The 23610-nt window shown below is 68.7% G+C and carries 22 protein-coding genes and 2 pseudogenes; 16 read left to right on the top strand and 8 right to left on the bottom strand.

The annotated features are described in order from the left end of the window. Positions 1 to 12: 12 nt before the first annotated feature. The 8 genes and pseudogenes from ACIF80_RS36725 to ACIF80_RS36690 all read left to right on the top strand — a co-directional run bounded on the left by ACIF80_RS36725 (position 13) and on the right by ACIF80_RS36690 (position 7677). Positions 13 to 1302, top strand: a complete 1290-nt coding sequence (locus ACIF80_RS36725; RefSeq protein ID WP_399813181.1) for a TfuA-like protein — start codon at positions 13 to 15, stop codon at positions 1300 to 1302. Then, positions 1289 to 2437: a YcaO-like family protein gene (locus ACIF80_RS36720; RefSeq protein ID WP_399813178.1), complete on the top strand. Its 1149-nt coding sequence runs from the start codon at positions 1289 to 1291 to the stop codon at positions 2435 to 2437. Before ACIF80_RS36725 ends, ACIF80_RS36720 begins: the two co-directional genes overlap by 14 nt. Beyond that, the gene (locus ACIF80_RS36715) at positions 2434 to 3318 is read left to right on the top strand and encodes a class I SAM-dependent methyltransferase (RefSeq protein WP_399813176.1); all 885 of its coding nucleotides are present in this window, start codon (positions 2434 to 2436) and stop codon (positions 3316 to 3318) included. The genes ACIF80_RS36720 and ACIF80_RS36715 overlap by 4 nt, the downstream gene beginning before the upstream one ends. After that, entirely contained in the window at positions 3315 to 4328 is a 1014-nt protein-coding gene (locus ACIF80_RS36710; protein ID WP_399813174.1) for an NAD(P)H-dependent glycerol-3-phosphate dehydrogenase, read from the top strand. Before ACIF80_RS36715 ends, ACIF80_RS36710 begins: the two co-directional genes overlap by 4 nt. A 69-nt stretch (positions 4329 to 4397) precedes the next feature. After that, on the top strand, positions 4398 to 4751 hold the full coding sequence (locus ACIF80_RS36705) for a hypothetical protein (protein ID WP_399813171.1): 354 nt from the start codon (positions 4398 to 4400) through the stop codon (positions 4749 to 4751). Next, positions 4738 to 5601: a hypothetical protein gene (locus ACIF80_RS36700; protein WP_399813168.1), complete on the top strand. Its 864-nt coding sequence runs from the start codon at positions 4738 to 4740 to the stop codon at positions 5599 to 5601. Before ACIF80_RS36705 ends, ACIF80_RS36700 begins: the two co-directional genes overlap by 14 nt. Positions 5602 to 5721: 120 nt before the next feature. Beyond that, positions 5722 to 6724, top strand: a pseudogene (locus ACIF80_RS36695) (IS5 family transposase). Between the two features lie 194 nt (positions 6725 to 6918). Beyond that, entirely contained in the window at positions 6919 to 7677 is a 759-nt protein-coding gene (locus tag ACIF80_RS36690) for a MerR family transcriptional regulator (RefSeq protein WP_399813167.1), read from the top strand. Positions 7678 to 7890: 213 nt separating this feature from the next. Here the strand turns inward: ACIF80_RS36690 and ACIF80_RS36685 are convergent, their stop codons facing one another. The 5 genes from ACIF80_RS36685 to ACIF80_RS36665 form a co-directional block, all read right to left on the bottom strand. Further along, a complete protein-coding gene (locus tag ACIF80_RS36685; RefSeq protein ID WP_399813195.1) occupies positions 7891 to 8793 on the bottom strand; it encodes an IS5 family transposase in 903 nt (300 codons plus the stop codon). Between the two features lie 198 nt (positions 8794 to 8991). Next, entirely contained in the window at positions 8992 to 9615 is a 624-nt protein-coding gene (locus ACIF80_RS36680; RefSeq protein WP_399813165.1) for a hypothetical protein, read from the bottom strand. Further along, positions 9612 to 10808: an MAB_1171c family putative transporter gene (locus tag ACIF80_RS36675; protein ID WP_399813162.1), complete on the bottom strand. Its 1197-nt coding sequence runs from the start codon at positions 10806 to 10808 to the stop codon at positions 9612 to 9614. The genes ACIF80_RS36680 and ACIF80_RS36675 overlap by 4 nt, the downstream gene beginning before the upstream one ends. After that, positions 10805 to 11281 (bottom strand): hypothetical protein, encoded by a 477-nt coding sequence (locus tag ACIF80_RS36670; protein WP_399813159.1) that lies wholly within the window; start codon positions 11279 to 11281, stop codon positions 10805 to 10807. Before ACIF80_RS36670 ends, ACIF80_RS36675 begins: the two co-directional genes overlap by 4 nt. A 265-nt stretch (positions 11282 to 11546) precedes the next feature. After that, the gene (locus tag ACIF80_RS36665; RefSeq protein WP_399813156.1) at positions 11547 to 11993 is read right to left on the bottom strand and encodes an XRE family transcriptional regulator; all 447 of its coding nucleotides are present in this window, start codon (positions 11991 to 11993) and stop codon (positions 11547 to 11549) included. 671 nt (positions 11994 to 12664) lie between these two features. Between ACIF80_RS36665 and ACIF80_RS36660 the strand changes: the two genes are divergently transcribed. The 7 genes from ACIF80_RS36660 (at position 12665) to ACIF80_RS36630 (ending at position 19742) form a co-directional block, all read left to right on the top strand. Beyond that, on the top strand, positions 12665 to 13561 hold the full coding sequence (locus tag ACIF80_RS36660) for a helix-turn-helix domain-containing protein (RefSeq protein WP_399813153.1): 897 nt from the start codon (positions 12665 to 12667) through the stop codon (positions 13559 to 13561). 2 nt (positions 13562 to 13563) lie between these two features. Further along, on the top strand, positions 13564 to 14265 hold the full coding sequence (locus ACIF80_RS36655; protein ID WP_399813151.1) for a hypothetical protein: 702 nt from the start codon (positions 13564 to 13566) through the stop codon (positions 14263 to 14265). Positions 14266 to 14422: 157 nt separating this feature from the next. Continuing rightward, the gene (locus tag ACIF80_RS36650) at positions 14423 to 15034 is read left to right on the top strand and encodes a WhiB family transcriptional regulator (protein WP_399813149.1); all 612 of its coding nucleotides are present in this window, start codon (positions 14423 to 14425) and stop codon (positions 15032 to 15034) included. Next, on the top strand, positions 15031 to 16491 hold the full coding sequence (locus tag ACIF80_RS36645) for a hypothetical protein (RefSeq protein ID WP_399813145.1): 1461 nt from the start codon (positions 15031 to 15033) through the stop codon (positions 16489 to 16491). The genes ACIF80_RS36650 and ACIF80_RS36645 overlap by 4 nt, the downstream gene beginning before the upstream one ends. 193 nt (positions 16492 to 16684) lie before the next feature. Beyond that, on the top strand, positions 16685 to 17485 hold the full coding sequence (locus tag ACIF80_RS36640; protein WP_399813143.1) for a plasmid mobilization protein: 801 nt from the start codon (positions 16685 to 16687) through the stop codon (positions 17483 to 17485). Positions 17486 to 17498: 13 nt separating this feature from the next. Further along, a complete protein-coding gene (locus tag ACIF80_RS36635) occupies positions 17499 to 19214 on the top strand; it encodes a relaxase/mobilization nuclease domain-containing protein (protein WP_399813141.1) in 1716 nt (571 codons plus the stop codon). Positions 19215 to 19298: 84 nt separating this feature from the next. Continuing rightward, positions 19299 to 19742 (top strand): hypothetical protein, encoded by a 444-nt coding sequence (locus ACIF80_RS36630; RefSeq protein WP_399813192.1) that lies wholly within the window; start codon positions 19299 to 19301, stop codon positions 19740 to 19742. Positions 19743 to 19892: 150 nt separating this feature from the next. Here the strand turns inward: ACIF80_RS36630 and ACIF80_RS36625 are convergent, their stop codons facing one another. The 3 genes from ACIF80_RS36625 to ACIF80_RS36615 all read right to left on the bottom strand — a co-directional run bounded on the left by ACIF80_RS36625 (position 19893) and on the right by ACIF80_RS36615 (position 23356). After that, a complete protein-coding gene (locus ACIF80_RS36625) occupies positions 19893 to 21221 on the bottom strand; it encodes an IS110 family transposase (RefSeq protein WP_399813139.1) in 1329 nt (442 codons plus the stop codon). 235 nt (positions 21222 to 21456) lie between these two features. Beyond that, positions 21457 to 21645 carry a hypothetical protein gene (locus ACIF80_RS36620; RefSeq protein WP_399813136.1) on the bottom strand — a complete coding sequence of 63 codons (189 nt, stop codon included), beginning with the start codon at positions 21643 to 21645 and terminating at the stop codon, positions 21457 to 21459. Positions 21646 to 22726: 1081 nt separating this feature from the next. Further along, positions 22727 to 23356 (bottom strand): hypothetical protein, encoded by a 630-nt coding sequence (locus ACIF80_RS36615; RefSeq protein ID WP_399813134.1) that lies wholly within the window; start codon positions 23354 to 23356, stop codon positions 22727 to 22729. A gap of 82 nt (positions 23357 to 23438) precedes the next feature. Here ACIF80_RS36615 and ACIF80_RS36610 point away from each other — a divergent pair. After that, positions 23439 to 23610: pseudogene (locus ACIF80_RS36610) on the top strand (transposase); the annotation flags it as partial.

Below are 23610 nucleotides of genomic sequence, written 5' to 3'. Positions count from 1 at the left end.
GTGGAGGTCGCAGTGATTCATGTCTTCATCGGCCCGACGCTGGAGAGATCCGCACCGCCTCTCGCGGCGCCGGACATCCGGGTGCGCCCACCGGTACGGCACGGCGACCTCTTCGCCGACGCGGTCCCAGACGGCGACACCGTGGTGATCATCGACGGGGTCTATCACCAGGCGCCGGCGCTGCGGCACAAAGAGATCCTGGCGGCAATGGGCCGGGGGATTCCGGTGATCGGCGCGGCGAGCATCGGCGCGCTGAGAGCGGCCGAACTAGCGCCTTTCGGGATGCTCGGTGTCGGCACTGTGTATGCCGCCTACGCCTGTGGGGAGATCGACGGCGACGACGAGGTGGCTGTCGGGCAGGCCCCGGACGGGGACCTGTCCGCGCTGACCTGGCCGGTGATCAACTTGCGGCACGTCCTGGGCCTGGCCGTCAGGGCGGCAGTGCTCGACGGTGCCCGGGCCGAACAGCTGCTGAGCGTGTTGCGCGCGATCTACTACCCGCAGCGCACCACGGCCGCGGTGCGGGCCGCCTGCGAACGTGAGGGAGCCGTCGACTTCGCCCACTGGCTGTCGCAGCAGCGCGCCAAGCACCAGCACTTTGGTGACATCAAGCGCGCCGATGCGCTCATGGCCATCCATGCCGCGCAAAACAGCCGTTCGCCAAGATTAGAGTCCCAGCAACTGCCGCTTGAAGTATGGGAGTCGGCGTACTTTCAGCGCTGGTCCAACGCATTCGCCCACCAGTATGTGGACGGCCTGAAGCTGTCCACCGAGGATCGTGTGATCTACCAGCAGATCTTCGACCCGATGTTCCCCAAGACGTGGACGGCCTACCTGGAGCACCGCTCCCTGCACCCGACCGACGGGGCGGGCCGGCCGCTGGCCGAGCGGCTGGCCCAGATCTCCGGCGGCGATCTGACGGCCGACCGGGTGTTCCACCCTGCCATCGACCTGCGGGACGAGCAGACCGTGGCGCTGCTGCTGGCTGGCGAGAGCGAGCAGGACCGCCGGGCTGTCGTCCGCTACCAGGCCGCCCTCCAAGCCCGGCGCAGTCAGCCCGGCTTCTCGGCCGCAGCGGTGCGCGATGGCCTCACCCGCCGACTGCTGTTGCGGATCTGGCAGTGCCCCGAGCAGCACTTCGACGCGGAGGCGTCCGCGCGCGGGCTGGTGTGCGGTGCGCGTGCCGTCGAGGTGGCCAAGCGACTCGTGCCGGGCCTGTTGGAGGAGGCCGACGAGGTGAACGACAGGACGGAGACGAGTGTGTTGAGCGAGCGAATGGAGGCGGCTCATGACGAGCGTTGACGGCCTGGTGGCGCTGCTGGGTACGGTGCGCGCCCGGCCCCCTGAGCAGACCTGGGAAGCGGTGGCGGGCCGGCTGCCGGACTTCGGGATCACCCGGGTCGCGGATCTCACCGGTCTGGACTGCATCGGGCTGCCGGTGTGGACGGCGGTCCGGCCCGCCTCGCGGACGGTGAGCACGGCCCAGGGCAAGGGCGCCACCGACCTACTCGCGAAGGTGTCCGCGGTCATGGAGGCGATCGAGCTGTGGCATGTCGAGCAGCCACTGCCCATCACCGCCCGCGGCCCGGCCGCCGAGATCGCCCCGGACTGCCCGGTGGCAGAGCTGCCTCTGACCGTCCCCTACCCCGAGCACACACTGGCCCGGATCGTGTGGGAGTGGACACCCGGCACCGGCCTGGTCAGCCACGGGAAGCGACTGCTGCCGGTTGATCTTGTCCGGCGTCGGGTGCAGCGGCCCGAGTGGGGACCGGATCTGCTGCGTGCCACCAGCACCGGCTTGGCCTGCGGCAACAGCCAGGATGAGGCACTGCTGCACGCACTGTTCGAGGTCGTCGAGCGGGACGTGTTGTATCGGGACGGGCAATCCGGCGGGCGGCAGCGCACGCTCGTCGAACCCGGGACTGTCGATGGCCTCTACTGCCGACAGGTCGTGGACCGGTTGTGGGCTGCGGGCATGGCGCTGGAGATCGTGCTTGTGGACGGCCCGTACAAGTTGCCGGTGTGTGTGACCTACCTCTGGTCGGAGGACCACCCGGTCGTCTTCGCCGGGGGCGGCTGCCACTGGAACCCGGAGATCGCGCTGGCCCGGGCGCTGACCGAGGCCGCGCAGTCCCGGCTGACCGTGATCTCCGGGATGCGCGACGACCTGCCCAGCGACCCCGGCAATTTCGACATCCCGCCCTTCCGCCCGGCCACAAGCACGGGGCTTGTGCCGTGGCCCGAGGCGACCGGACAGTTCACCCTGCCCCAGGGCGGCTTTACCGACCAGGTCACTGAGGCGGCCCGTCGAGTCCACGCGGTGACCGGGCACGAACCAACAGCCCTGGACCTGTCCGATGCAGCCGCTCCGGTTCACGCAGTGCAGGTCGTCTGCCCCGGCACCCGCTCGCGGATCAAAAGGTCGATGCCCCGATGAATTCCGCCCCCACGGTGCCGACCCCCACGCCCGGTGAGCGGCGCTCCGGTCCATATGACGCATTCCATTCCGCCCGGGCCCGCACCGATCTGACCGCTCGCCTGTACGCCGCGGCGATGGGCGCCGACTATCCGGCCGAAGTCTGCGCCTCCAGCTCCTGCGACTGGCCCCTGCTCGGGCTGATGACCGCGCGGCTGCGGATGTCCCCGGGCCAGCTCCTGGTGGATGCCGGGTGCGGCACCGGCGGCATCGGCCTGTGGCTGGCCCGCGCTCTCGCCGTGCGCTTGGAGGGCTTCGACCTCTCTCCGGTCGCCGTCGCCCAAGCCACCGACCGCCGCCGGCACTTCCTCGGCGATGCGACTGCGGGGGCCTCGTTCCGCGTCGCCGAGCTGGAGGACACCGGCCTGCCCGACGGCTGCGCCCACGGCATCGTGTGCGTGAACACCCTCGGCCGCGGCGTCGACAAGGCCGCGGTCGTGCGCGAGCTTGCCCGGCTCCTGGCCCCCGGCGGTCGGCTGGTGATGACCCGCTCGCTGCGGCCCAGCGCCACCCCAGCCTGGGCCGAGCAAGCCTGTGCTGCCGGACTGCAGATAGAGCACCTGGACGAGCGTCCCAACGAGCCGACGATGTGGGAGCGTCTGTATCGGCTGTGGATCACCCACGCCGAGGACCTGCGGCGCGAGCTGGGCGAGGACCAGGCGCAGAGCATGCTGCGCGAGGCGCACCAGATGCTGCCCACGCTGTCCGGCCGCCGCGCCGTGCTGCTTACCCTGCACCGCCCCGTCACCACCCCAGCGGCATGGGATGCGGCCGCTAGGATGGCCGGGTCCGGCCGTCGGCCCGGCGACCGGATCGCGACCACCGGAAGGGCCCCACAGTGACTCAGCACCGCTCCGCCCGCGCGGCGGTGTTCTCTGCCGGGTCGTGGGGCACCGCCGTCGCCAAGATCATGGCTGATGCCGGCAGCGACGTGGTCGTGCACGCCCGCCGCAGCGAAATCACTGACGCGATCAATACGACGCACCGCAACCCCGGCTACTTTCCGGACGTGGAGCTGCCCGCCGCCCTGGCGGCCACGACCGACCCGGCCGCCGCACTGGACGGCGCGGACTTCCTCGTGCTGTCCATCCCCGCGCAGTCTCTACGGAGCAGCCTCGCCGCGTGGGCACCCCACATCGGGCCCGCCACCGTGCTCGTGTCGCTGATGAAGGGCATCGAGCGCGAAACCGGCAAGCGGGCGAGCGAGGTCATCACCGAGGTGACCGGCCTCCCGGCGGAGCGGGTGGCGGTGCTGTCGGGACCAAATCTCGCCCGCGAGATCATGGAGGGACATCCCGCCGCTGCAACCGTCGCCTGTCCCGACGAAGTTGCCGCGGTTCGCGTCCAGCAGGCGTGTCACACCTCGTACTTCCGGCCCTACACGAGCACCGACGTGATCGGTTGCGAGCTCGGCGGCGCGGTGAAGAACGTCATCGCGCTCGCGGTCGGCATCGCCTCCGGCATGAGCCTGGGTGACAACGCCGCCGCCATGCTCATCACCCGCGGTCTGGCCGAGACCACCCGGCTGGCCGTGGCCATGGGCGCGCACCCCGCCACCCTCGCCGGACTGGCCGGCCTCGGCGACCTGGTCGCCACCTGTTCCTCCCCGCTCTCCCGCAACCGCACCTTCGGTACCCACCTCGGCAAGGGATTGAGCGTCGAGGAGGCCACCGCCGCCACCCGGCAGACCACCGAGGGCATCAAGAGCGCAGAGGCGATCCTCGCCCTGGCTCACACCCACGACGTCGAGATGCCGATCACCGACGTGATCACTGCTCTGCTGAACGGAAAAGTCACGCTCGACGAGGCCACGGCCGCGCTGATGCAGCGCCCTCCCAAGCCCGAGCGCTGACCCCGGCGCCCCGCCCATCCGGGGCAGCCCTCCCTCACCTTCACCCTCCCGTAACGGAGGCTCCTGTCCATGCACCCGTCTGTGCTGTCCGCTGTCCAGATCGCCGTCACCCTCGCCTTAGTGGCCTGGATGATCACCGGCTTTACCCACCTGCCTGGCCGCTGGCTGCGCTGGAAGATGTTCTGCCGGGCCAACTTCACGATCGTCACGCTCACCGGCACCAAGGACGGCCGCGCCGAGCCGGTGAACGTCTACGACTACCTGTCGCCCGGCTCCTTCATCCTCGGCCCGCCCCAGCTTCAGGCGATCCTCAGCTACCTCACCCGCAACGACCATTACGACCGTGTCGACGGACACGGCCGTCTCCTGAACGCCGCCGGCGAACGGTCCATCGAAGTGAGGGACAGCCGTGTGGTTCTTTGATGCCCTCGCCGCCGGCTTCCAGCACCCCACTGACCCCGGACGGCTCCAGCTGTTCCGTATCGTCTTCGGCGCCGTCCTCACCCTGCGGTTCGCCCTCTCCATCGGTCAAGGCGGCTGGAACCGTCTCACCCCCGGCTCGCTCAGCCTCCACCTCGCTGAGCAGCGCTTCGGAACCACCAAGGCCCGGCTCCTCGCCGCCTGGTACCGACCCGCACTGATCATCCGCTCAGCCGCCGCACTTTGTTTGACGGCCGGACTGGCGCCCCGGGTCTCGCTCCTGTTGGTCCTGGCCGGAGCTGCCATGGAACTTCTCTACCTCAAGAGTCCCAACGCCATCCGCTACACCCTGCTCACTGGATCCTGCCTCCTCGTCGCCGGCGACCTCGGCCACGGCCTGACCATCGACCACAGCCCGACCACGGCGAATACCTGGGCACAATGCCTCCTGGTGCTGGTCACCACCGACATCTACTGGAACAGCGCCTGGCAGAAGCTCTGCTCACCCCAGTTCCGCACCGGCCTCTACCTCGCCCAGTGGGTCCACACCTACACCCAGGTCAGGGCCCAACTGCCCTACCCCCGCCAGTTCGCCGTCCCAGGCGTCGTCCGCCGCCACCTCGGCAACCTCACCAATCGCGACATCTACGTGTGGCGTCTGGTGGCCATCGCCGTTATCTCGGCGGAGATCGCACTGCCGCCCGCACTGCTCATCCCACAGACCATGCCGTACGCGGTCATCGCCGGTATCGCCATGCACACCGCCTTCACCTGCCTGAAGCCCCGCCAGCTCATCACTTTCTCCGGCCTCACCCTCGGCACATACTTCGCCTTCGCCACTACTCCAGTCTGACTCCGCGATCTCGCGGTGGGCCAGGCTGGAAACTGGTACAGCCCTAGGGCCTGTGTGATGTTGTGATCAGTCTCGCCGATCCGGGTCCGTCTGGAGGGCGGATCCGGTAGGAAGACGGTCGTGACGCGCAGGCAACTTACCGACGAGCAGTGGAAGTTGATCGAGCCGTACCTGCCGATAGGCGAGTACGGCCCGTACCCCGAGCGGCTACGGGAGCAGTTCGAGGGGTGATCTGGCGGTTCAGGACCAGCGCGCAGTGGCGTGAGATGCCGGCCGAGTTCGGGCCGTGGCCGACCGTCTACGGACGCTTCCGGGTCTGGCGGAACGCCGGTGTCTTCACCGCCCTGCTGGAGGGCCTGATCGCTGAGGCCGCCCGCCGGGGCAGGACGGACTTGTCCCTGGTCAGCGTGGACTCCACGACCGTCCGCGCGCACCACGACGCCGCCGGGATGCTCGTGGGCGAGGACGTCATGGAGGCTCTGGAAGAAGCCGCCGCCGAGCAGGAACAGGCCCGGCAAAAAGGGGCGGCGAGGCGGAACACAACGGGCAGCGCGGCGGAAACGGGCCGGAGCGGGAAGAACGCCGGCGCGTCCGCCGGCGGCACCGGCTCCGCCTGAAGGAAGCCCTGCTCGGCCGATCCCGTGGCGGGCTGACCAGCAAGATTCACCTCGCCGCCGGCCGCGGGCGCCGGCCGCTGGCGTTCGTCCTGACCGCCGGGCAGGCCGCGGACAGCCCGCAGTTCATCCCCGTGCTGCACAAGATTCGCGTCCGCCTGCCGGTCGGCCGGCCCCGCACCCGGCCCGGCGCGGTCGCCGCGGACAAGGCCTACTCGTCCCGCGCCAACCGCGCCCACCTGCGGAAACGCCGCATCAAGGCGGTCATCCCGGAGAAGAAGGACCAGGCCGCCAACCGCAAGAAGAGAGGCAACCGGGGCGGGCGGCCCGTCAGCCACGACACCGACCTCTACAAGGAACGCAACACCGTCGAGCGCCTGATCAACCGGCTGAAGGACTGGCGCGGCATCGCCACCCGCTTCGACAAGACACCCGAGAGCTACCTCGCCGGTCTCGAACTCCGCGCCTCGATGATCTGGCTCGAGGACCTCCTGCGAGCAGCCGATTGATCACGACATCACACAGGGCCTAGGGCGTGTTTTGGAAGTTACTGGTGTGCTGGGTGGGCCGTCGGGGAAAGTCGCGGGCGGCCATCCAGATCGCGAGGGTCCGGGCTTGCGGTTGCCGCTGCGGCAGCTTCTACCGTTTGCAACAGGGCGGGCCGGAGAACCGGCCCGATGACGCGATCGTGAGGGAGACAGCGATGGACTGGCCTATCGCGGAGGTCGCTCGGATGTCGGGCGTGACCGCCCGGACCCTGCGGCACTACGACGAGGTCGGCCTGCTGCCACCCGCCCGGATCGGTGCCAACGGCCACCGCTACTACGAGGAGCATCAGTTGCTGCGGCTGCAGCAGATTCTCCTGCTCCGGGCGCTGGGCGTAGGACTTCCCGAGGTCGGCCGGATCCTGGCTGAGCAGATCGACGAGGTGGACGCCCTGCGCGGCCACCACCTGCGGCTGCTTGCTGAGCGGGACCGGCTCGACGCCCTGGCAGGCACCGTCTCCCGCACGATCGCTGAACTGGAACAGTCCAGAAAGGACGGCAACCCCATGACTATCAACCGACCGGAGAACCTGTTCGAGGGCATCCAGCCCTCCCAGTACCAGGAGAGCCTGCGCGACTTCCCCGGGCACGCCGAGGAAGTTGCCCGAAGGGTCGCCGTGATGACCCCGCAGGATATCGAGGCCGGGCAGCGCGAGCGAACGACACAGATGATCCTGCTGGCCGACCTGATGGCCGCCGGCCACCCGGCCGACGCCGCGCCCGTGCAGGCCCAGATCGACGCCCAGTACCAGGCCATGACCGAACTGCGGCCCGTGTCGGCCGAGGAATACCGCGCCGTCGGGCGCTCCTGCGTGGACAACAGCGCCTGGCGCTCCGCGTACGAGGCAATCGCACCGGGCCTGGCCGCGTACCAGCGCGACGCCATCGAGGCGTATGCCACAACCCGGCTCAGCTGACTGGGCGCCGGGCTGTCACAAGGGGACCAGCCCGGAAAGCAGTCGGTCCGTCGCACCAACAGGCTCACCTCGCCCGGCCTATCAGTTGCCGAGCGAGGTGCTGCCCGTCATCGTGACCATCGAACCCAGGCCGAATGAGTGCCTCCCAACGAGCAGAACGATCGCTGCTGGCACTCGCGGGCAGAGCCACCCGGGGATGGCACTTACGCCAGGTCAGAGCCATTCGTTGATAGCTGCGATGAGGATGCTTGCCTCGAAGCGGACCGCAAGTTTGTCGAACCGGGTCGCCACCGCCCGGTTCCGTTTCAGCCGGTTGATGCCGCACTCAACCGCGTGCCGGGCCTTGTAGTCCTCGCGGTCGAAGGCCGGAGGCCGCCCGCCAGCCGTTCCCCGGCGTTTGCGGTGGCCGGCCTGGTCGGCACGCTCCGGGATCGTGCAGCGGATTCCGCGCTTTCGCAGGTAGGCCCGGTTGGCGCGTGAGGAGTACGCCTTGTCGCCCCGCACCCGCAGCGGCCGGACACGTGGACGGCCAAGTCCGATGCGAGGCACCCTGATGCCATCCAAAACGGCGGCGAATTGAGGGCTGTCACCACGCTGACCTGCGGTGACCAGCAAGGACAGTGGCCGCTGGCCCTGCTCACACGCCAGGTGGATTTTGGTGGTGAAGCCTCCCCGTGACCGGCCCAGGCCGTGGTCGTCTGGCTCCGTGCGGGTGCCGCCCGGCGGTTCCTTCTGAGCCCTTCCGTCCCGGCGGGCGCCTGCCGCGTGCTGATGGGCCCGGCAGATCGTGGAGTCGATGTTGATCTCCCAGATGATGAGCCCGGCCGCGTCCGCACGGACTTGCAGCCGGGTCAGCAGTTCGGGCCAGGTACCGTCACGCTGCCAGCGGCGGAAGAGCCCATAGACCGTCTGCCACGGCCCGTACTGCAACGGCAAATCCCTCCACGGAGCACCGGTCCGCACCCGCCACCGGATCCCGTCGATCAACTTCCGCCGGCCCAACGACGGCCGCCCCACCACCGCGACCGGCAACAGCGGCTCCAACACAGCCCACTGCTCGTCAGAAAGATCCCCTCGCCCCGCACCTAGATCATCGCGATGCGGGACGGGGAACAGAGCCGACTTTCAAAACACGGCCTAGGCAGCGAACGACAGATCCCACCTGGACCCACACCGTCGGGTCGGGCTGAACCAGCCTGCTCCACCACGACCTGCTCGCCCTCGCGGCCTCAGCAACAGCGGCTCGATCACCGACGAGAGCTCGTCACTGAGCTCCCACGGCATGGGCCGCGACATCCATGAGCACCGGGATTGCTACCGCAGAAGCGTGAACGCCAGGGCAGCGGTAGAGCCCAACGCGGTGCCGCAGACGAGCTGAGCCAGGGTGTGCGCCTTCAGGACGCGGCGGGACCACCCCATGGTCACGACGAAAAGGACTGCAGGAAGGACCAGCGCCTGACCGAAGACCAGGACGAGGATCATTACAGTGCCGCCGGCAACGGCGTTGTGCACGGATATCTGCCACCACACCGTCACCGTCAGCGCGGTGGCCAGGCCGACGAGCATGGCGATGACGAGCGCGAAGACCTCCTGCGGCGCGCCCAGTACGTTCAGGAGAACGATGCCGGTCACCACGGAGGCCAAGGTGGCCGTGAGGGGGGCGATGCGCTGCTTGCGTACGCGGACGTGCTTGTCGGTGAGCTTCCCGCGACGGACACCGAAGTGGATGATCCCCATGGGGACGATGCCGCAGAACAAGGCCGCGAACAGGCCCCATCCGACTCCGCTGAAACTGCTTGTGCTGTGCCAGCCGATGAGCAGGAGCAGCGCGATGACCAGGTTGGCCGGCGCGAAGACGTCGGTGAGGAGCTTCGCCGCTTTCACACGCGGGGGCGCTTCGGAGTAGGTGGGGGTGGGGGGTGCGACGAAGGTGCTCATGCCAGTGGCTCCATCAGGCGGTCTTCAGAGTCCATGAAGTCTCGGACGAGGTCGGAGTGGTAGGCGTCGGACAGCTGGGTGAGCGCGGAGATCTCACTGCGCAGGTCCCGCCCGCCGCCCGCCGGACGGTTCTCGGTGCTGGAACTGGGGGCTGCACCCTGGATCTTGGCGCGCCGTGCGGCGGCGAGCCAGCTGGCTTCGGCGGCGATTGCGGCTTGCGTGCCGAAGAGGCCGCAGGCTTCGGCGTGCTGCTGGGCCCGCTTCCGGAGGGGGGACGACGCGTAGTTGTTGAGGGCCAGTGCGGCATCACGGATCTCGACGCCTCGACGGTACAAACGGTCGTGCACATTGAGCGGGTTGAGGTATTCCGTCACCGCGCCGCGTGAAGCGTGAAGGCGCACGGAGGGGGTGACCTGTGTGAGGTCTCGCCACAGGGGGCGCAGGCGCAGTAGCGCGTACCGATTGGCCCGCCAGCTGCGGAGCAGGCTGAGCATGGGCAGACTGCTTCCTGCGACGATGAGGACGAGGGCCGCCATCAGCAGGGCGGTGCTGATGTAGTCGTCCACGGCGCCGGGGAAGAGACCGTCACCGTGGATACGTGTGGTGACGGTTGCCGCTCTGACGACGGCATACAGGACACCGGCGGCCAGGCCCACCCCGATGATTCGAAGCCCCCAGCTGAGCGCTGGGCCGCTTGAGTTGTTTCCCCAGCGCCAGCAGACCCTCATGCCTCCCAGCAGCGAGGCGGTGAGGTAGCCAAGGAAGAGGAGCGTGTAGGCGAGGAACACGTAACGGGCCACGGGGTCCGCGAATATCGACAGCGTCTCGTACGGCTGGAGTTTCGCGAAGAACAAGATCGCCATGGCGAGCGCCGTCGTACAGGCGAACATGATGCGCCGTCGTTTGGTTCGCGGCCCATCCGAAGCCCCGGAAACCTTACGCAGGAAGGCCAGCAGAGCAGCCGATGCGAGCACCCCTCCGATGAGATGCTTCAGCAAGTAAGAGAGATCGGTAACGCCTGTCCATTGGTCGAGCGCTCTACCGGGCGGCATGCGCAACGTCATCATGACGGCCAGCCCGAAGAACGCCCACCAAAGAGACCGGTCCTGCCCCTTCTGCCAGACCTTGGCGGCACGCCATGCAACGGTAACCCACAGGAGCGAGGTGACCACAAAGGTGAAGAGGCTCATCATCTGCCGTCACCGCGCAACGCCGCCGCGAGACGTTCGAGTTCGGGATCACGAGTTTTCGGAAGGGGTGTCAGTTTTGCTACTTTTGCTATTCGAGTGGCGAGTTGCTCGGCCTCGCGCTCTTGAGGACTGCTGAAGTTTGCCCGCCCCAGCACGCTGCGGACAGTGCGAAGGTCGATGGTGGTGAACAGTTCGCCCAGGTTAGCGCCCGCACTCGCATCGTTCGAGGAACTGTGCCCGAGGAGCATGTGACTGATCTCGTGCAGGACGATGTGGTCTCGGTGCAACGGCGAGGTCGACGCCTCGAAAAAAATGCAGTCGGCGGTATCGAGTTCCACCCATAAACCGCACAACTCGTCGTCCACGCCGCCCACTCCTTCGACTTCCTCGACGAGCAGAGGGCGACCTCGGCGCTCTGCTACGGCGGCGCAGAACTTCTGCAGATCGAAGGGGGAAGGAATCTCGATCTCTGACAATGGATCCGGGTTCATCAGTTTCCGGCGTTGCCGGAAGGACGGTATCCGGAGTCGTCGCTGTGAGCGCAACGATCCTCTCCCTGGTCTTTCATTTCTGTTTGCTGCAGGCGCACTGATGGCGCACCACCGGTCACTTTATGTGACCTGGGGATGATGATCCAGATCTACATGTAGAGCACCCTCGACGGCCCCGCCGCTTTCAGGATGACCAGACAGAAGTGTCCGGATTTTTACGGGGCCCATCCTCCGCAGGAAGTGACGAGAGTCATACACCCTGTTCCGGTTGACCGCCCTCATTGAGGCCCTCGAGCTCCCGAGCTCGCTCGATGAACGCCTGCACGGTGCGGAGGGTCTCGGAAGAAAGACCGGAAGCACGCAAAGCCACGGAACGGACCTGATTGTCACGCATCGACTCGAGCAGGGTTACTTCCGCCCGAGCGCGCGCCCCCTCGTCGTCATCAAAAAAGTACGCCGGTGACACGCCAAAAAAAAGCGCAATCGCCTTTAGATACTTAATGCCCGGGTTATCCCGCTGTCCCGTGCGCAGTTGGTGAAGGAAGCTCGCCGACATGCTGGGGCCGCCCATTTCCGCCACACCTCGGGCCACTTCGCGCAGCGAATAAGGTCCCCGCCCCTCGGGGTGGATCACCCGAAACAGCCGGTCGACCTTCTCCGCGAGGGTTCGCCCCTCCTCGCTGACCTCGTCACCCACCACTCGACCTCCGTCCACCACGCGCAGGACCCATCAAACCAGACTTGTCAACTCACGCGCACACCGCAGCCGCAGAGCCAACGAACTCATCCACACCTGTTGACAGATGGCATCGTCCACGACCTACGATCTTGCTGACTGTCAACAGGTGTAAACAGCCCTCATCGGGGGCGACCTCAACCGAGAGGCAGGACGCTGAGTGCACGCAGGCCCATCAACAGGCAAGTCCACACGAAGTAGAGAGTTGTAGAGAGTTTAAGAACCAAGTCTGGATCTTGACGTGGGGCGGTGCGTATGTTCATCGTCCCTGGGCGGCCCGCCCGGAACGAGGAACATGAGGAGCAGCGGCACGCACACACTCCGGACCATCTAGGACCCTCATACAGCGACGGCGCCCGAGAGGTACGAACTCCCGAACGCCGAACGCTTCAAAGGCACACACCGCCCCGGCAAGGGCGGAGATCGCCACCATCACCACGCTGATCCCTTCCAGGGGCGTCTCAGCGTGGCAACACCAGAGGAGAGTGTTACATGCGCTCTGCCCTGCGCAAAAGGCCCGACGGCCTGGTCTGCGCGGCAGCCTTCCACTTCCCCGCGTCCACCCGCCGCTGGGAATACGTTCCGGCCGCAGGACTAGCGCGGCACTCCCACCCGACGGTCGGGAGCGGCCGATGAGCGTCGACGCTCGCGAGTGGGTGTGGGAGCACAGCTCCAGCCGCGGGACCGCGCGGCTGGTCCTGCTGTCGATCGCCGACCGGGTACCGGACGAGCAGTGCGTCGCCTGGGCCTCACTCTCCAGTCTGGTCGAGCGTACGAACGCGAGTAGGACCGCAGTACGCGACGCGCTCACGGCACTCGCCAAAAGCGGTGAGCTGAAGGTGCTGAACCATCTGCAGGGCCCGCAGCGCACCACGGTCTACCGTCTGCCGAGCGCCGCCTCCTGGCTGGCCAAGGTCGCGGCAGCCATGCAAAAGGACCCGGGCTCGTACGTCGAGCCGCCGGCCGAGTCCGACCCGGTGCCCGAGCTGGACGAAAAGCGGCTCCGGCGGCACGGGATCTGGACCAAGGAGGGCGCGGAATCCGACCCCTCCCGCCGGAATCCGACCGGTGCGGAATCCGGCCCTTCACGACGGAATCCGACCCCCCGACATGCCGGAATCCGCACCCCGCAAGGTACGGAATCCAACCCCCAGAACCGTAGAGAACCGAAGGTGAACCGTAAAGGCAGCAGTAGTGGTGCTGCCGTCACCCCGGCCAGCGAGTGGCAGGTCGACCCAGCCACCCAAACCTGGGCCCAGCAGCAAGGCCACCTCGACCGCCTCGGCGAGGAGGGCCTCGCCGCCGCTGACGCGAAGTGGCGCGTGCACCGGGCCGACTGGAAGCCCCGATCGGCAGGCGCCTGGGCCGCCGACTGGCGCTCCTGGATCGCCCGGGAGCACGCCCAGAACCGCCCGAACTCCTACGCCCCGCCCGGCAGCGGCGCCGCCCCAGCAAGCGGCATGACCCGCGCCGAGGCCCACACCGCCGCCCTCCTCGCCGCCCTCGACGAGCCGACCGGAACGGAGTAGCCATGGACCGCCGCGAAATCGCCGCCCTGCTGGCCTACATCGGCCGACTCGACCCCCGCACCATCCGCACCGACCAGGGAGAGGCCCGCGACCAGCTCGCCCAGTGGCACGAGCTGCTCGGCGACATCCCCCTGACCACGCAACACGGCTGGAACGCCCGCATCGCAGCCCGCCAACACATCCGGGTCTCGCCGTACCAGATCCTGCCCGCGGACATCGCCCGCCCTTGGGAGAGCTATCGGCGCGACCGTCTGGGCCGGCATACCGACCCCACCCCGTCCGCCGACCCCGATGACCAGGCGGCCTGGACCGCCGAGCTGGTCGGCACTCGGCGCGCAGTCGCCGTCGGCATCGCCCAGCCCGTGCAGCAGCGGCAGCTCACCAGCCGTCGAATCGACCCGAAGCTGGAGGCGCGGCTGCGGAAGGTCGGCTCCTGCATCCCGCCCGAGGCCCGAGCCTCCCTCGCGCCCTACCGGCCCGCCCGCGCGGCACGCGAGGCGGCCATCGCCCAAGGCCGACCCGACGCGCTCTCGGTCCCCTGCCAGTGGTGCCAGGCCCCCGTCGGCGAGCCGTGCCGCCGCCGGCGCATCGGCCTCGACGGCGATGCACGCAGCAATACACCGCGTGCCACCCCGCACCCCGGCCGCATCGACCTCGCCACCGCTCAGCAGGCACAGGAACCCCCACAGCCCACGATGGCCTGACCGCCTCACCCCGCGGTGCACCCCGTCCGGTGCATCGCGACAACGCCACCGTCCCGGTCCGGCTGCGGCGCCCATCCTCACCGCAGCCGGCCCTCGACGCCGCGTCCGTCCACCGCCGGCAACGACCGGCCGACGCGGCAGCACATCGGAGACCACCTTGCGCCGCATCACCACCCACAACGTGCCGGCCACCGGCCTGCGCAGCATCGGCGACACCAGCTGGCAGCCCCGCGGCGTGTGCCACGGAATGAACCCTGAGGACGCCGACGCCGCCTTCTTCCCACTCCCCCGGGACTACGAGGCCATCGCCGAGGCGAAGGAACTGTGCGGGCTATGTCCGGTCCGCCGCGACTGCCTCAACTACGCCCTGGAGAACGTCCTTAAGGAAGGGGTCTGGGGTGGGCTGACCGAGGCGGAGCGGCGCCCCTGGCACGACAGGCTGTCCCAGCGTCTCGACTACAGCCGCGTGATCGCCTTCTTCAACGGACGCGACGTGCACCTGACCGGCACCGAGCGCCAGGTCGTCATCGACCACGCCTACGTCCGGGGTTGGCGCCCCGACCGGCTGGCCACCGCCCTGCAGATCAGCCATCAACATGCCCGTGACCTGCTGCGGCAGGCCGCCAACAAGGTCTTCGACCGCGACCGGACCCTCGGCGTACCGAAGCGCAAGAGCAAGAAGCAGGGACCGCAGACTGTCCCGGCGACCAGCCGACCCGCGTCCACCCAACCCACCTCGGCGCACGCCTCTCACGGAAAGGCAGCATGACCCACTCCCCCGTTCTGTCCCTTGGTGCCGTCCCGGGCCTGCCCCTCCTACTCGCCATCGGTGTCCCCACCGCCGCCCTGGCGCTGGCCCTGACCGCTTGGGTGATCCGACACCGGGACGTGCGTCCGCAGAAACGTCTCGGCAGTCCGGCGGTCAAAGTTGCCGCGCTCGCCGCTCTCGGCTGCACCGCCTACAGCGCGGACACAAGCTGGCGGTTCGCCGCCGACTACCTCGACATGGCGGGCACCGCCGAGCGCGTCGGCATGTTCGCTGCCGCCGAACTCGCCCTCTTCGCAACAGCGCTGATGGCCCGGCAGAACTTGGCCTCCCAGGGGGCACCCGGATTGCCGGGCACCCTAGTGTGGGTCATCACCGGAGTGCAGGTGATCCCCGCCTACGCCGAGAGCGGCCCCGTCGGCGGCACCGTCCGCGCCTTCGTCGGGCCAGTCATGGCGGCCATGCTGTGGCACCTCGCCATGGGCATCGAACTGCGCTTGCACACCCCCGGCGCCGCCTCCCACGGCCTGATCGCCGCCCTCGGGCGTGAGGCGCGCGAGCGGCTGCTGTCTCGCCTCGGTGTCGCCGCACGGGACCGCGACGCCGCGCAGATCACCCGCGACCGCGCCACTACCCGTGCCGTCTCCCTCGCCGCCCGCCTCGCCGAGCGCACCCCCGAGCAGCGGCAGAGCTGGCGTGGCCGGCGACTCACGCGGCGGCTGTCGAAGTCGATCGGCAGGGCCTCGGTCGGAACGGACCCTGCTCAGCGCGGCGAGCTGCTCGACCAGCTCGCCGCCCGTCGGCACGCACTCGCGCTCGCCACAGTCCCCCTGCCATCCCCTTGGTCCCCACACCACGACACACCAACGGCCGCCACGGTCCCCGCGCCGGCTGCCCAGAACACCACGGTCCCCATCAGTGGTCCCCGCCTTGACGCTGAACCGATCGAGGACCGGGGACCGCACACAGAAAGGGGACCGGCCCCTGGAATCGGGGACCGCGACGCGGGGACCGAACCGGGGACCGGGGACCGCGACGCGGGGACCGACCTGACGGCACCCCAAGTGCCTACTCAGAGCCCTGACCTGCATCAGGGGTCAAGCGACGTTGAGTCACGGACCGAACCCACCAGGGACCGGGGACACAGTGTGCCCCTCCCGCGGAAGCCGACCACGAAGCCCCAGAGCAAGGGGGCCAAGCTGGGTCGGTCCCGCAGCCCACAAACGCAGCGTCCGCCGCGCGAGCCGGAGCAGTCGGTGGGGCACCTCGTCGAGCAGGTCCGCCCCCACGTCCCCGCCCTGCTCGCACGGGACGGCAACGAGGCCGTCACACGAGTCCAGCTGCGGGAGATCCTACGGCGCGAGGGCCTCAAGGGCGGCCGGAACGACCGACTGAGTCTCGTCCTCCAGCAACTGCGGAGCGACGACGCCAACACGAAGACAAGGAGCACTGCCCGATGAAAACCTGTCCGCGGTGCATGGCCCTTCGTGAGGAGCACAAGCGGCATGCCGGAAGGCCGGCGGCGAAGTCCAGCACGAAAAACACCGCGTCAACGAAGGTGTGGGTGGTCCGGTCCGTGCCGGGTCACCGTTCCGTCCAGGAGGCACCCTTTCCCGCCCGTTCGTCCACGCCAACGACCGCCGAGGCTGAAGCATGGGCAAGTGTCATGGTCCAACGGCGGCTTCTGCACGCCGTAGTTCTCGCCCCGACCGGCCAGTGGCTCATTCAGAAAAAGGCCGACGGGCCCGTACGCGTCCTCGCAGGACCGGCCGACGTCGTCGGCCTGGCCGCCGCCATCCAGCTCCGCATCCGCTCAACGAGGCCCGATACCTAATGGCGACCCCGCATGTAAACGGCACCACTCCGGAACCCGCCTCCCGCTCCAACTCGCTCTCGCGGAGAGCAAGTTATCCCCTTGGATACTCCGCCTTGAGCGGAGTATCCAAGGGTTCCTCCGCCCCTTCGGGGCGGGGGCTCGTCCGGCGCCGGGGGACGCCTGACGAGGAGGCTGCGACCGAGGGCGGATCGCAGCCACAAGGAGAAGACGGAGGCCATGACCATGCCGCGCCGTCCCGTACGCGACGCCGCAAGTACCAGCGCCGCCAACGTCCCCATGTCCGCAACACGCGCTTCAGCGACGCCGAACTCGCCCGCGTGACCGCCGGCGCTAAAGCCGCCGGCCTCACCCTCGCCGGCTTCCTCGCCCGTGCCGCGCTCAGCGCCGCACGCGACCTCGACCGGACCGCGAGCGCGGTCGCCTCCGAACGAGAGGTAATCGCCGAGTTTTTCGCCGCCCGCCGGCACCTCGGTCAGGTGGGCAACAACCTCAACCAGATCACCCGCGCGATCAACGCCGGAGCCCACCCTCCCGAACTCGACGTCGTCATCGCCGCCACCGAGCGGGCAGTCCAGCGCGTCCAGCACGCGACCGACCAGCTCCTGCAGCAGGACTAGGACCCAGACCGGCATGATCCCCAAGATCCAGAAGCGCGGGCAGCGCACCCTCGGCCTCCTGTACTACCTGTACGGTCCGGGCAAGCACGAGGAGCACACCGACCCGCATCTGGTCGCATCCTGGGACAGTAACGCTCCCGATCCCGGCCGTGATGAGAGCGTCACCCTCAAGCAACTCCAGCAACTTCTCGACCAGCCCTTGGAGAACATCGACGCCTCCGAGCGGCCGAAGAAGCACGTCTGGCATCTGTCCGTCCGCAACGCCGTCGAGGACCGCATCCTGACGGACGAGGAGTGGAGGGACATCGCCCGCCGCATGGTCGCCGCCGCCGGTATCGATGACCCCGAACAGGGTCCGGGATGTCGCTGGGTGGCTGTACGGCACGCCGACGACCACGTCCATATCGTGGCCACGCTCGTCCGCGAGGACGGCTACAAGCCCGACCTCAACAACGATGCCGCCCGCGTCCAGGCCCAGGCCCGCATCCTTGAGGCCGAGCTGGGTCTGCGCCGTCTCAACAAAGGGGACGGCACCGCCGCCAAGCGGCCCACCAGCGCCGAGCGCCACAAGGCCGTGCGTCAGGGCCGCGAGCGCACCGCGCGGGAGGAGTTGCGCGAGACTGTACGCCGTGCGGTGGCCGGCGCGATGAGCGAGACCGAGTTTTTCGACCGGCTGGCCGCTGCGGGCCTTCTGATCCGTAAGCGCGTCGCCCCCTCCGGCGACCTGCTCGGCTACAAGGTCGCCCTGCCCGACGATCGCAACAAGGACGACGAGCCCGTCTTCTACCCTGGCGCGCGTCTCGCGCCGGATCTGTCTCTCCCCCGGATCCGGGAACGCTGGGCCACCGACGATCAGGCCCCTGTTCCAGCGGTGCCGACCGCGCGCCCGGCACCGGGCGGCCCGGCAGCCGCCCGCCGCCGGGCGACGTCGGCCGCGTGGACGGCAGTGCTGGGCGTCGAACACGGCGACGACGCTGTCGCCGCCACGTATATAGCCGCCGCGGGCGAGGTCCTGGACGCACTTGCGAAAACCTCCGCCGCCCATACCCGCCGCGAACTGCGTGACGCAGCCTTCGCATTCGAACGAGCGTCCCGTTCCCATGTCCGGGCCGTGCGCGGACACGACCGGGCACTGCGGCAGGCCGCCCGCGACCTCGTCTACAGCGGCCCCGCTCTCGGCCGGGGTGAAGACGGTGCGACGACCGCCATGGCGATCGACATGTTGTTCTTCCTCATCACCGCCGCCATCCACTGGCACGCGAAGAAGGGCCACGCCCAGCAGGCCACTGCCGCCCGCCAGGCCGCCGAGCACCTGCGCGCCGCCTACCAGGCCGCCGCCGCCCGGCCCCTCGGCGCCCTGCACCAGCGCGGCCGACACCTGGGCCGCCCTTTGCTCCAACGGCACACGGGGATGCTGCGCGAGATCCTGCCGGAACTGGCCGAGCAGATCCTCACCGAGCCCGGCTGGTACGCCCTCGCCGCCACCCTCACCGACGCTGAGAGCGCCGGTCACGATCCTGCCGTCCTCCTTGCTGAAGCAGCCGCGCGAAGAGAACTGGACAGCGCGGGATCGGTCAGCGATGTGCTCGTGTGGCGGCTGCGCCGGGCCGCCGATCTACCCGCCGACTCCACCGGAATAATGGTTGGGGGACACGGAACGCAGCGGTCGACGAACCGAATGCAGCAGCCGGCGCGAGAGCACTCCGTATCTGATGGCCGCAGGAAATAACTGTTGACTTCTTGAATGGAAACTGGTCAGGGAGCTGCGGCACGATCATCATGTGTGCAGGACGAGACGAGGGAGGACGCCCGGGTGTTTCACCGGATACGCCGTCGCGCAGCGGGGCCCAGCGAGATGCAGCGTCGGCACTACGAGGCACATGTGCGGCTGGCCGGCCAAGTGCCGCCGGAGGTCGAGCGAATACAAACCGCGCAGCAGCCCGCCGAGCCGACCCCGTTGGTAGACGACTTCCTGCCTCCGGAGCTGCGCGTGCCGAGCCACGACCAGCTCGACGGCCGGATGATGCCCTGGGCACAGCCGATCGTCCTCGACGGCAAGGTCGTCGCCTGTGCCGAGTGCGGGGCCTACCGGGGCTGGCTCATTCTCTCTACCCGTGACCAGGTCTGGCTGCGCTGCCGTCAGGGACACCAGCAACACGAGTCGCGTCTCGACACCGCCTGGTTCAACCGTCACTCCGGCCCCGCGGACGCGACGCACGCCACATTCGAGGACTGCTTGCGGCACCTTGGCCACTGACCCCCACTCCTACGACCCCACCGGGCCAACCGGCCCGCGCTGTCCAACGGTCACCCAGCACCAAGGGGATGCTGATCGGAAAATCGATCGTCGGGAGGGCAGGCGGCAGCATCCGGGCCGCTTGCGGACCGGATGTCGTGGTGGGGTCGGTCAGGCTGGTACGGGTTCGAGGATGACGTGGTGGCCGAGGGCCTGGAGCTGGCGGACGAGGTCGCGGGTCCTGCGGGCGGGGTTGAGATGCCGCTGGTGCCAGTCGGAGCCGAGTTCCTGGTAGACGGCGTCCGGATCATTGATCAGATGCCAGCTGATGACGAGTATCGAGCGGGCGACGGCGACCAGGGCCTTGGCGTGGCCGCGGCGTTTGACGATGCGCCGGTAGCGGGCGCCGAGGAAGGTGTCGGTGCGGGCGGCGGCATTGGCCGCTTCGCCGAGGGCACCCTTGAGCCAGGGGTTGCCCCGCCCGGCCGGTCCCGTGGTGTTCTTCGCCCCGGACTGGATCGTGCGGGGACATAGCTTCGCCCACGAGACAAGGTGTTCGGGGGTAGGGAAGCGGCTCATGTCCGTGCCGATCTCGGCGAGGATGATCTGCGCGGTGGCCGGCCCGATGCCCGGGACGGCATCCAGTTTCTCTGCCACGGCCCGCGCACTCACACCGGCGCTCGGCCCAGGGCCGGGTTCCGGGCCGTCGTGCGGGGTGGTGATCTCTTCCAGGGTCTGGACGATGAGCCGGTCGAGTTCGTCGATCTGGGCGGTGAGATGGTCAACGGTGCCCAGCAGCACCCGCAGCAGCCGGGCGTGGTGGTTCTCGAACTGCCCGGTCAGAGCCTCGATGAGGGCGGGCTTCTTCTTGACCAGGCTGCCCTTGGCGAGGTCGGCCAGGATGCGCGGGCTGCGTTCTCCGGCGGCCAGCGCGTCGAGCATGGCCCGCCCGGACATGCCGAACAGGTCCGAGACGACGCCGGACAGCTTGATCTGCGCGTCCTGCAGGGCCTTGTCCACCCGGTGCTTGTGCCGGGTGCGTTCCTGGACGAACACCGTGCGGGTCCGGGTGAAGTCCCGGAGCCGCCGGACGGGTTTCGGTGGCACGAACGAGGCACGGACCATGCCGCGTTCGGCGAGTTTGGCCAGCCAGACCGCGTCCAGCTTGTCGGTCTTCGGGCGCCCGGGGACGTTCTTCACGTCCCGTGCGTTGACCAGCCAGCATTGAAGGCCCCGCGCCTCCAGAATGTAGAAGAACGGGCGCCAGTACGAGCCGGTCGCCTCCATCACCACTCGCTCGACGCCCTGGCAGACCAGCTTGTCGCCGAGCTCCAGGATCGCGTTGGTGGTCGAGGCGACCGTCCAGACCTTCTGGACACGTCGGCCCTCGATGGTGTCGTGCGGGACGCGCAGGCAGACCATTCCGGATGCCTTGGCGATGTCGATCGCCGCGACCCGCGCGACCGTTCCGTCGTCGTGGTCTTCTCCCAACTCCTCCACGGTGTGCCCCCTGTTGCGCTGGTGCCGGCGGGGCTGTCCGGGGAACCTTGAGGGGAACGGAGAAGCTGATCGGCGTGCTCAAGGCGACAGTGTGCGGCCCCTCGGACGGCTCTCTCACCAGACTCCTATGCGGGCTCACAGCCCAAACATCGATCGGCGTCGGCGGACAGCCCCTGTACCGATTTTCACGCCCACGAGGCGTCATCCGCAGGTGAACGGCTGACTCCTATAGATGTCAAGCAGCTTCGGTGAGGTCGCTTTGAGTGGGGCTGCCAGCAGTGCGCGTCGTGTGGACTGACTTCATCAGGACGCGGTAGACCTCGCGGGCAACATGGCGTTTCAGACAGCGCATGATGTCCTTCTTCGCCAAGCCCTCGCCGGTCCGTCGTTCGACGTAGGCGCGGGTTCGCTCGTCCCAGCGCATGTGGCTGAGGACGATCCTGTGCAGGGCGTGGTTGGGTCGCCGCAGCGGTTGAGCCGGTGACGGTCCCTGCGCCCGGATGATGCCGGTGCGGTGGCCAGCAGTTGCCCGGCCACGTCCGCTCCGACGCCTTTGAGGGCCAGCAGCTCGGGGGCGGCCCGGGCGGTGAGCGGCTTCGGTTCGGTCTCCAGCTCGTCGATCTCCTCGCTCAGGGCCAGGATCCGGCGGCCTAGACGGCGCAGGGCAGCCTTGGCCGCCCGGGCGGGGTCGGTGAGGTCGGTGCCCGGCCGGAGGCGGGCGCATGCCTTTGCCAGGGCGGCGGCCGTCAGCTCGCGCAGCTGGGCCCGCAGGCTTTCCGGCGCGGTGACCAGGAATCGGGGCGGCGCCGCAGAGGTGGGCGAAGGCGGCCTCGGAGCGCAGGCGGTCGGGGTTGTCGCCGGCTGTCGGGCCTGGTTGACGGCCTGGGTTCGGGATTTCACCGCCGAGCGGCGTACCACCCGCAGCGTGCGAACCGCCTCGACGATGCCGTCCCGGCTCTTTGGCGTGCCGGTGGCCCGGCCCGGCCTTCGGCAGAGGGCCAGTCCGCGCTCGCTTCCGCCGAACTGACCCATGGCCAGTGCGCATGAGTCCCGGCAGTGCCGGGAGTGTCTGGGGTGGGGCTGGCTCGGCCGGCATCACCTCTGCCAAGGCTGTACCGAGTGGCGCAGCCTGCACCCACAGCGCGGTCGGTGCCCGCGCTGCTGGCACACCTGCCACTTGAACTCCGACCCGCTGTGCTGAGCGTGCCTGCACGTGGTCCGTTTGGAGGCGGACACCGAGTGGGTGTGTGCAACATCCCGCGAGTTCGCCGTCCCCCTCGGTTCCCCGGCATGGGGCCTGACCAGGCACCTCATCGCCCTCGACTTGTGCGTCTATGTAGGGATCATGATGGCCCTTCAGGAATCTTGAGGGCCCATCATGATCTATGCGGATCCATCGCTCCCGTCTGCCGGGCTGACCTGCGGCAACGGGAGATGACAGCCAGAACGAACCTGCGGGATGTCGCATACATGGACCGGACCAGGAGTCGATACCCGGCCTCTGGTCAGTCCTGGGTGTCCGTGTCGCCTTCTTCGGAGGATGCTTCCTCGTCTTCTGGACGTCGCACGTGCTTGTCCCACGCCTTACCAGCGACCGCCATCGTCAGGACGGCAGCGGGAGACAGGGCCATGGTCTTCTCGATCACTGCGTCAGCAGCCTCGGAGGTGAACGACGCCTGCATCAGGGCTGCGAGCATCAACAGGCCGCAGAAGTAGACGAGCAACTGCCGCTGACGTTCCGGCGTGAGGAAGCCGTCCTGCGATGCAGCGAAGCTCCGAGCCGTCTCCGCCAGATTGGCAACCAGGTCGTCGGGGACCTCGTCCGCCGAACTGGCTTCCGCGGTCTGGTACGCGTCGTCCAGGAGGCGCGACGCTGTCATCCGCTGCTCTGCGTCCAGGACCTGCCAAGCTTCAACGTCCTGGAGGACGCGGTTCAGCCCGGTGGTGTCGAAGGACAGGTCGATCCGGTGGAGGGCCTGGACCTGCTGTGCGGCTGCCCGCGCTAGTGCCTCCACGGCGTCGTCGATTCCAGTACGCCATGAAGGCAACGCAGCAGCGAGGGTCTCGTTGATCTGATCGGCCCACCTCCGGCCCATACGTTCCTGCGCTGCCGCGATGGACGAGTTCAGGTCCATCGCCTGCTGCTGAGCGAGGCGCCCTAGGCACTGTTTCTCGGATCTCCTGACCTGAGCGGGGTGTTGGGGGCACGCTGGCGCCATGGGACGTGGGGATTTGACGAATGCGGAGTGGGATCGGCTGGAGTCGTTCTTACCTCCGGTGGTGCGCGTGGAGGACGGTGGAGCGATCACCGTCGGGTGATCAACGGGGTCCTCTACCGGGTGCGGACCGGTGTGCAGTGGCGGGACCTGCCGGAGCGGTTCGGGCCGTG

This window comes from Streptomyces sp. NPDC085927 (assembly GCF_044540975.1).
Taxonomy (GTDB): Bacteria; Actinomycetota; Actinomycetes; order Streptomycetales; family Streptomycetaceae; genus Streptomyces; species Streptomyces hirsutus.
This window is presented reverse-complemented; position numbering and strand designations above follow the sequence as displayed.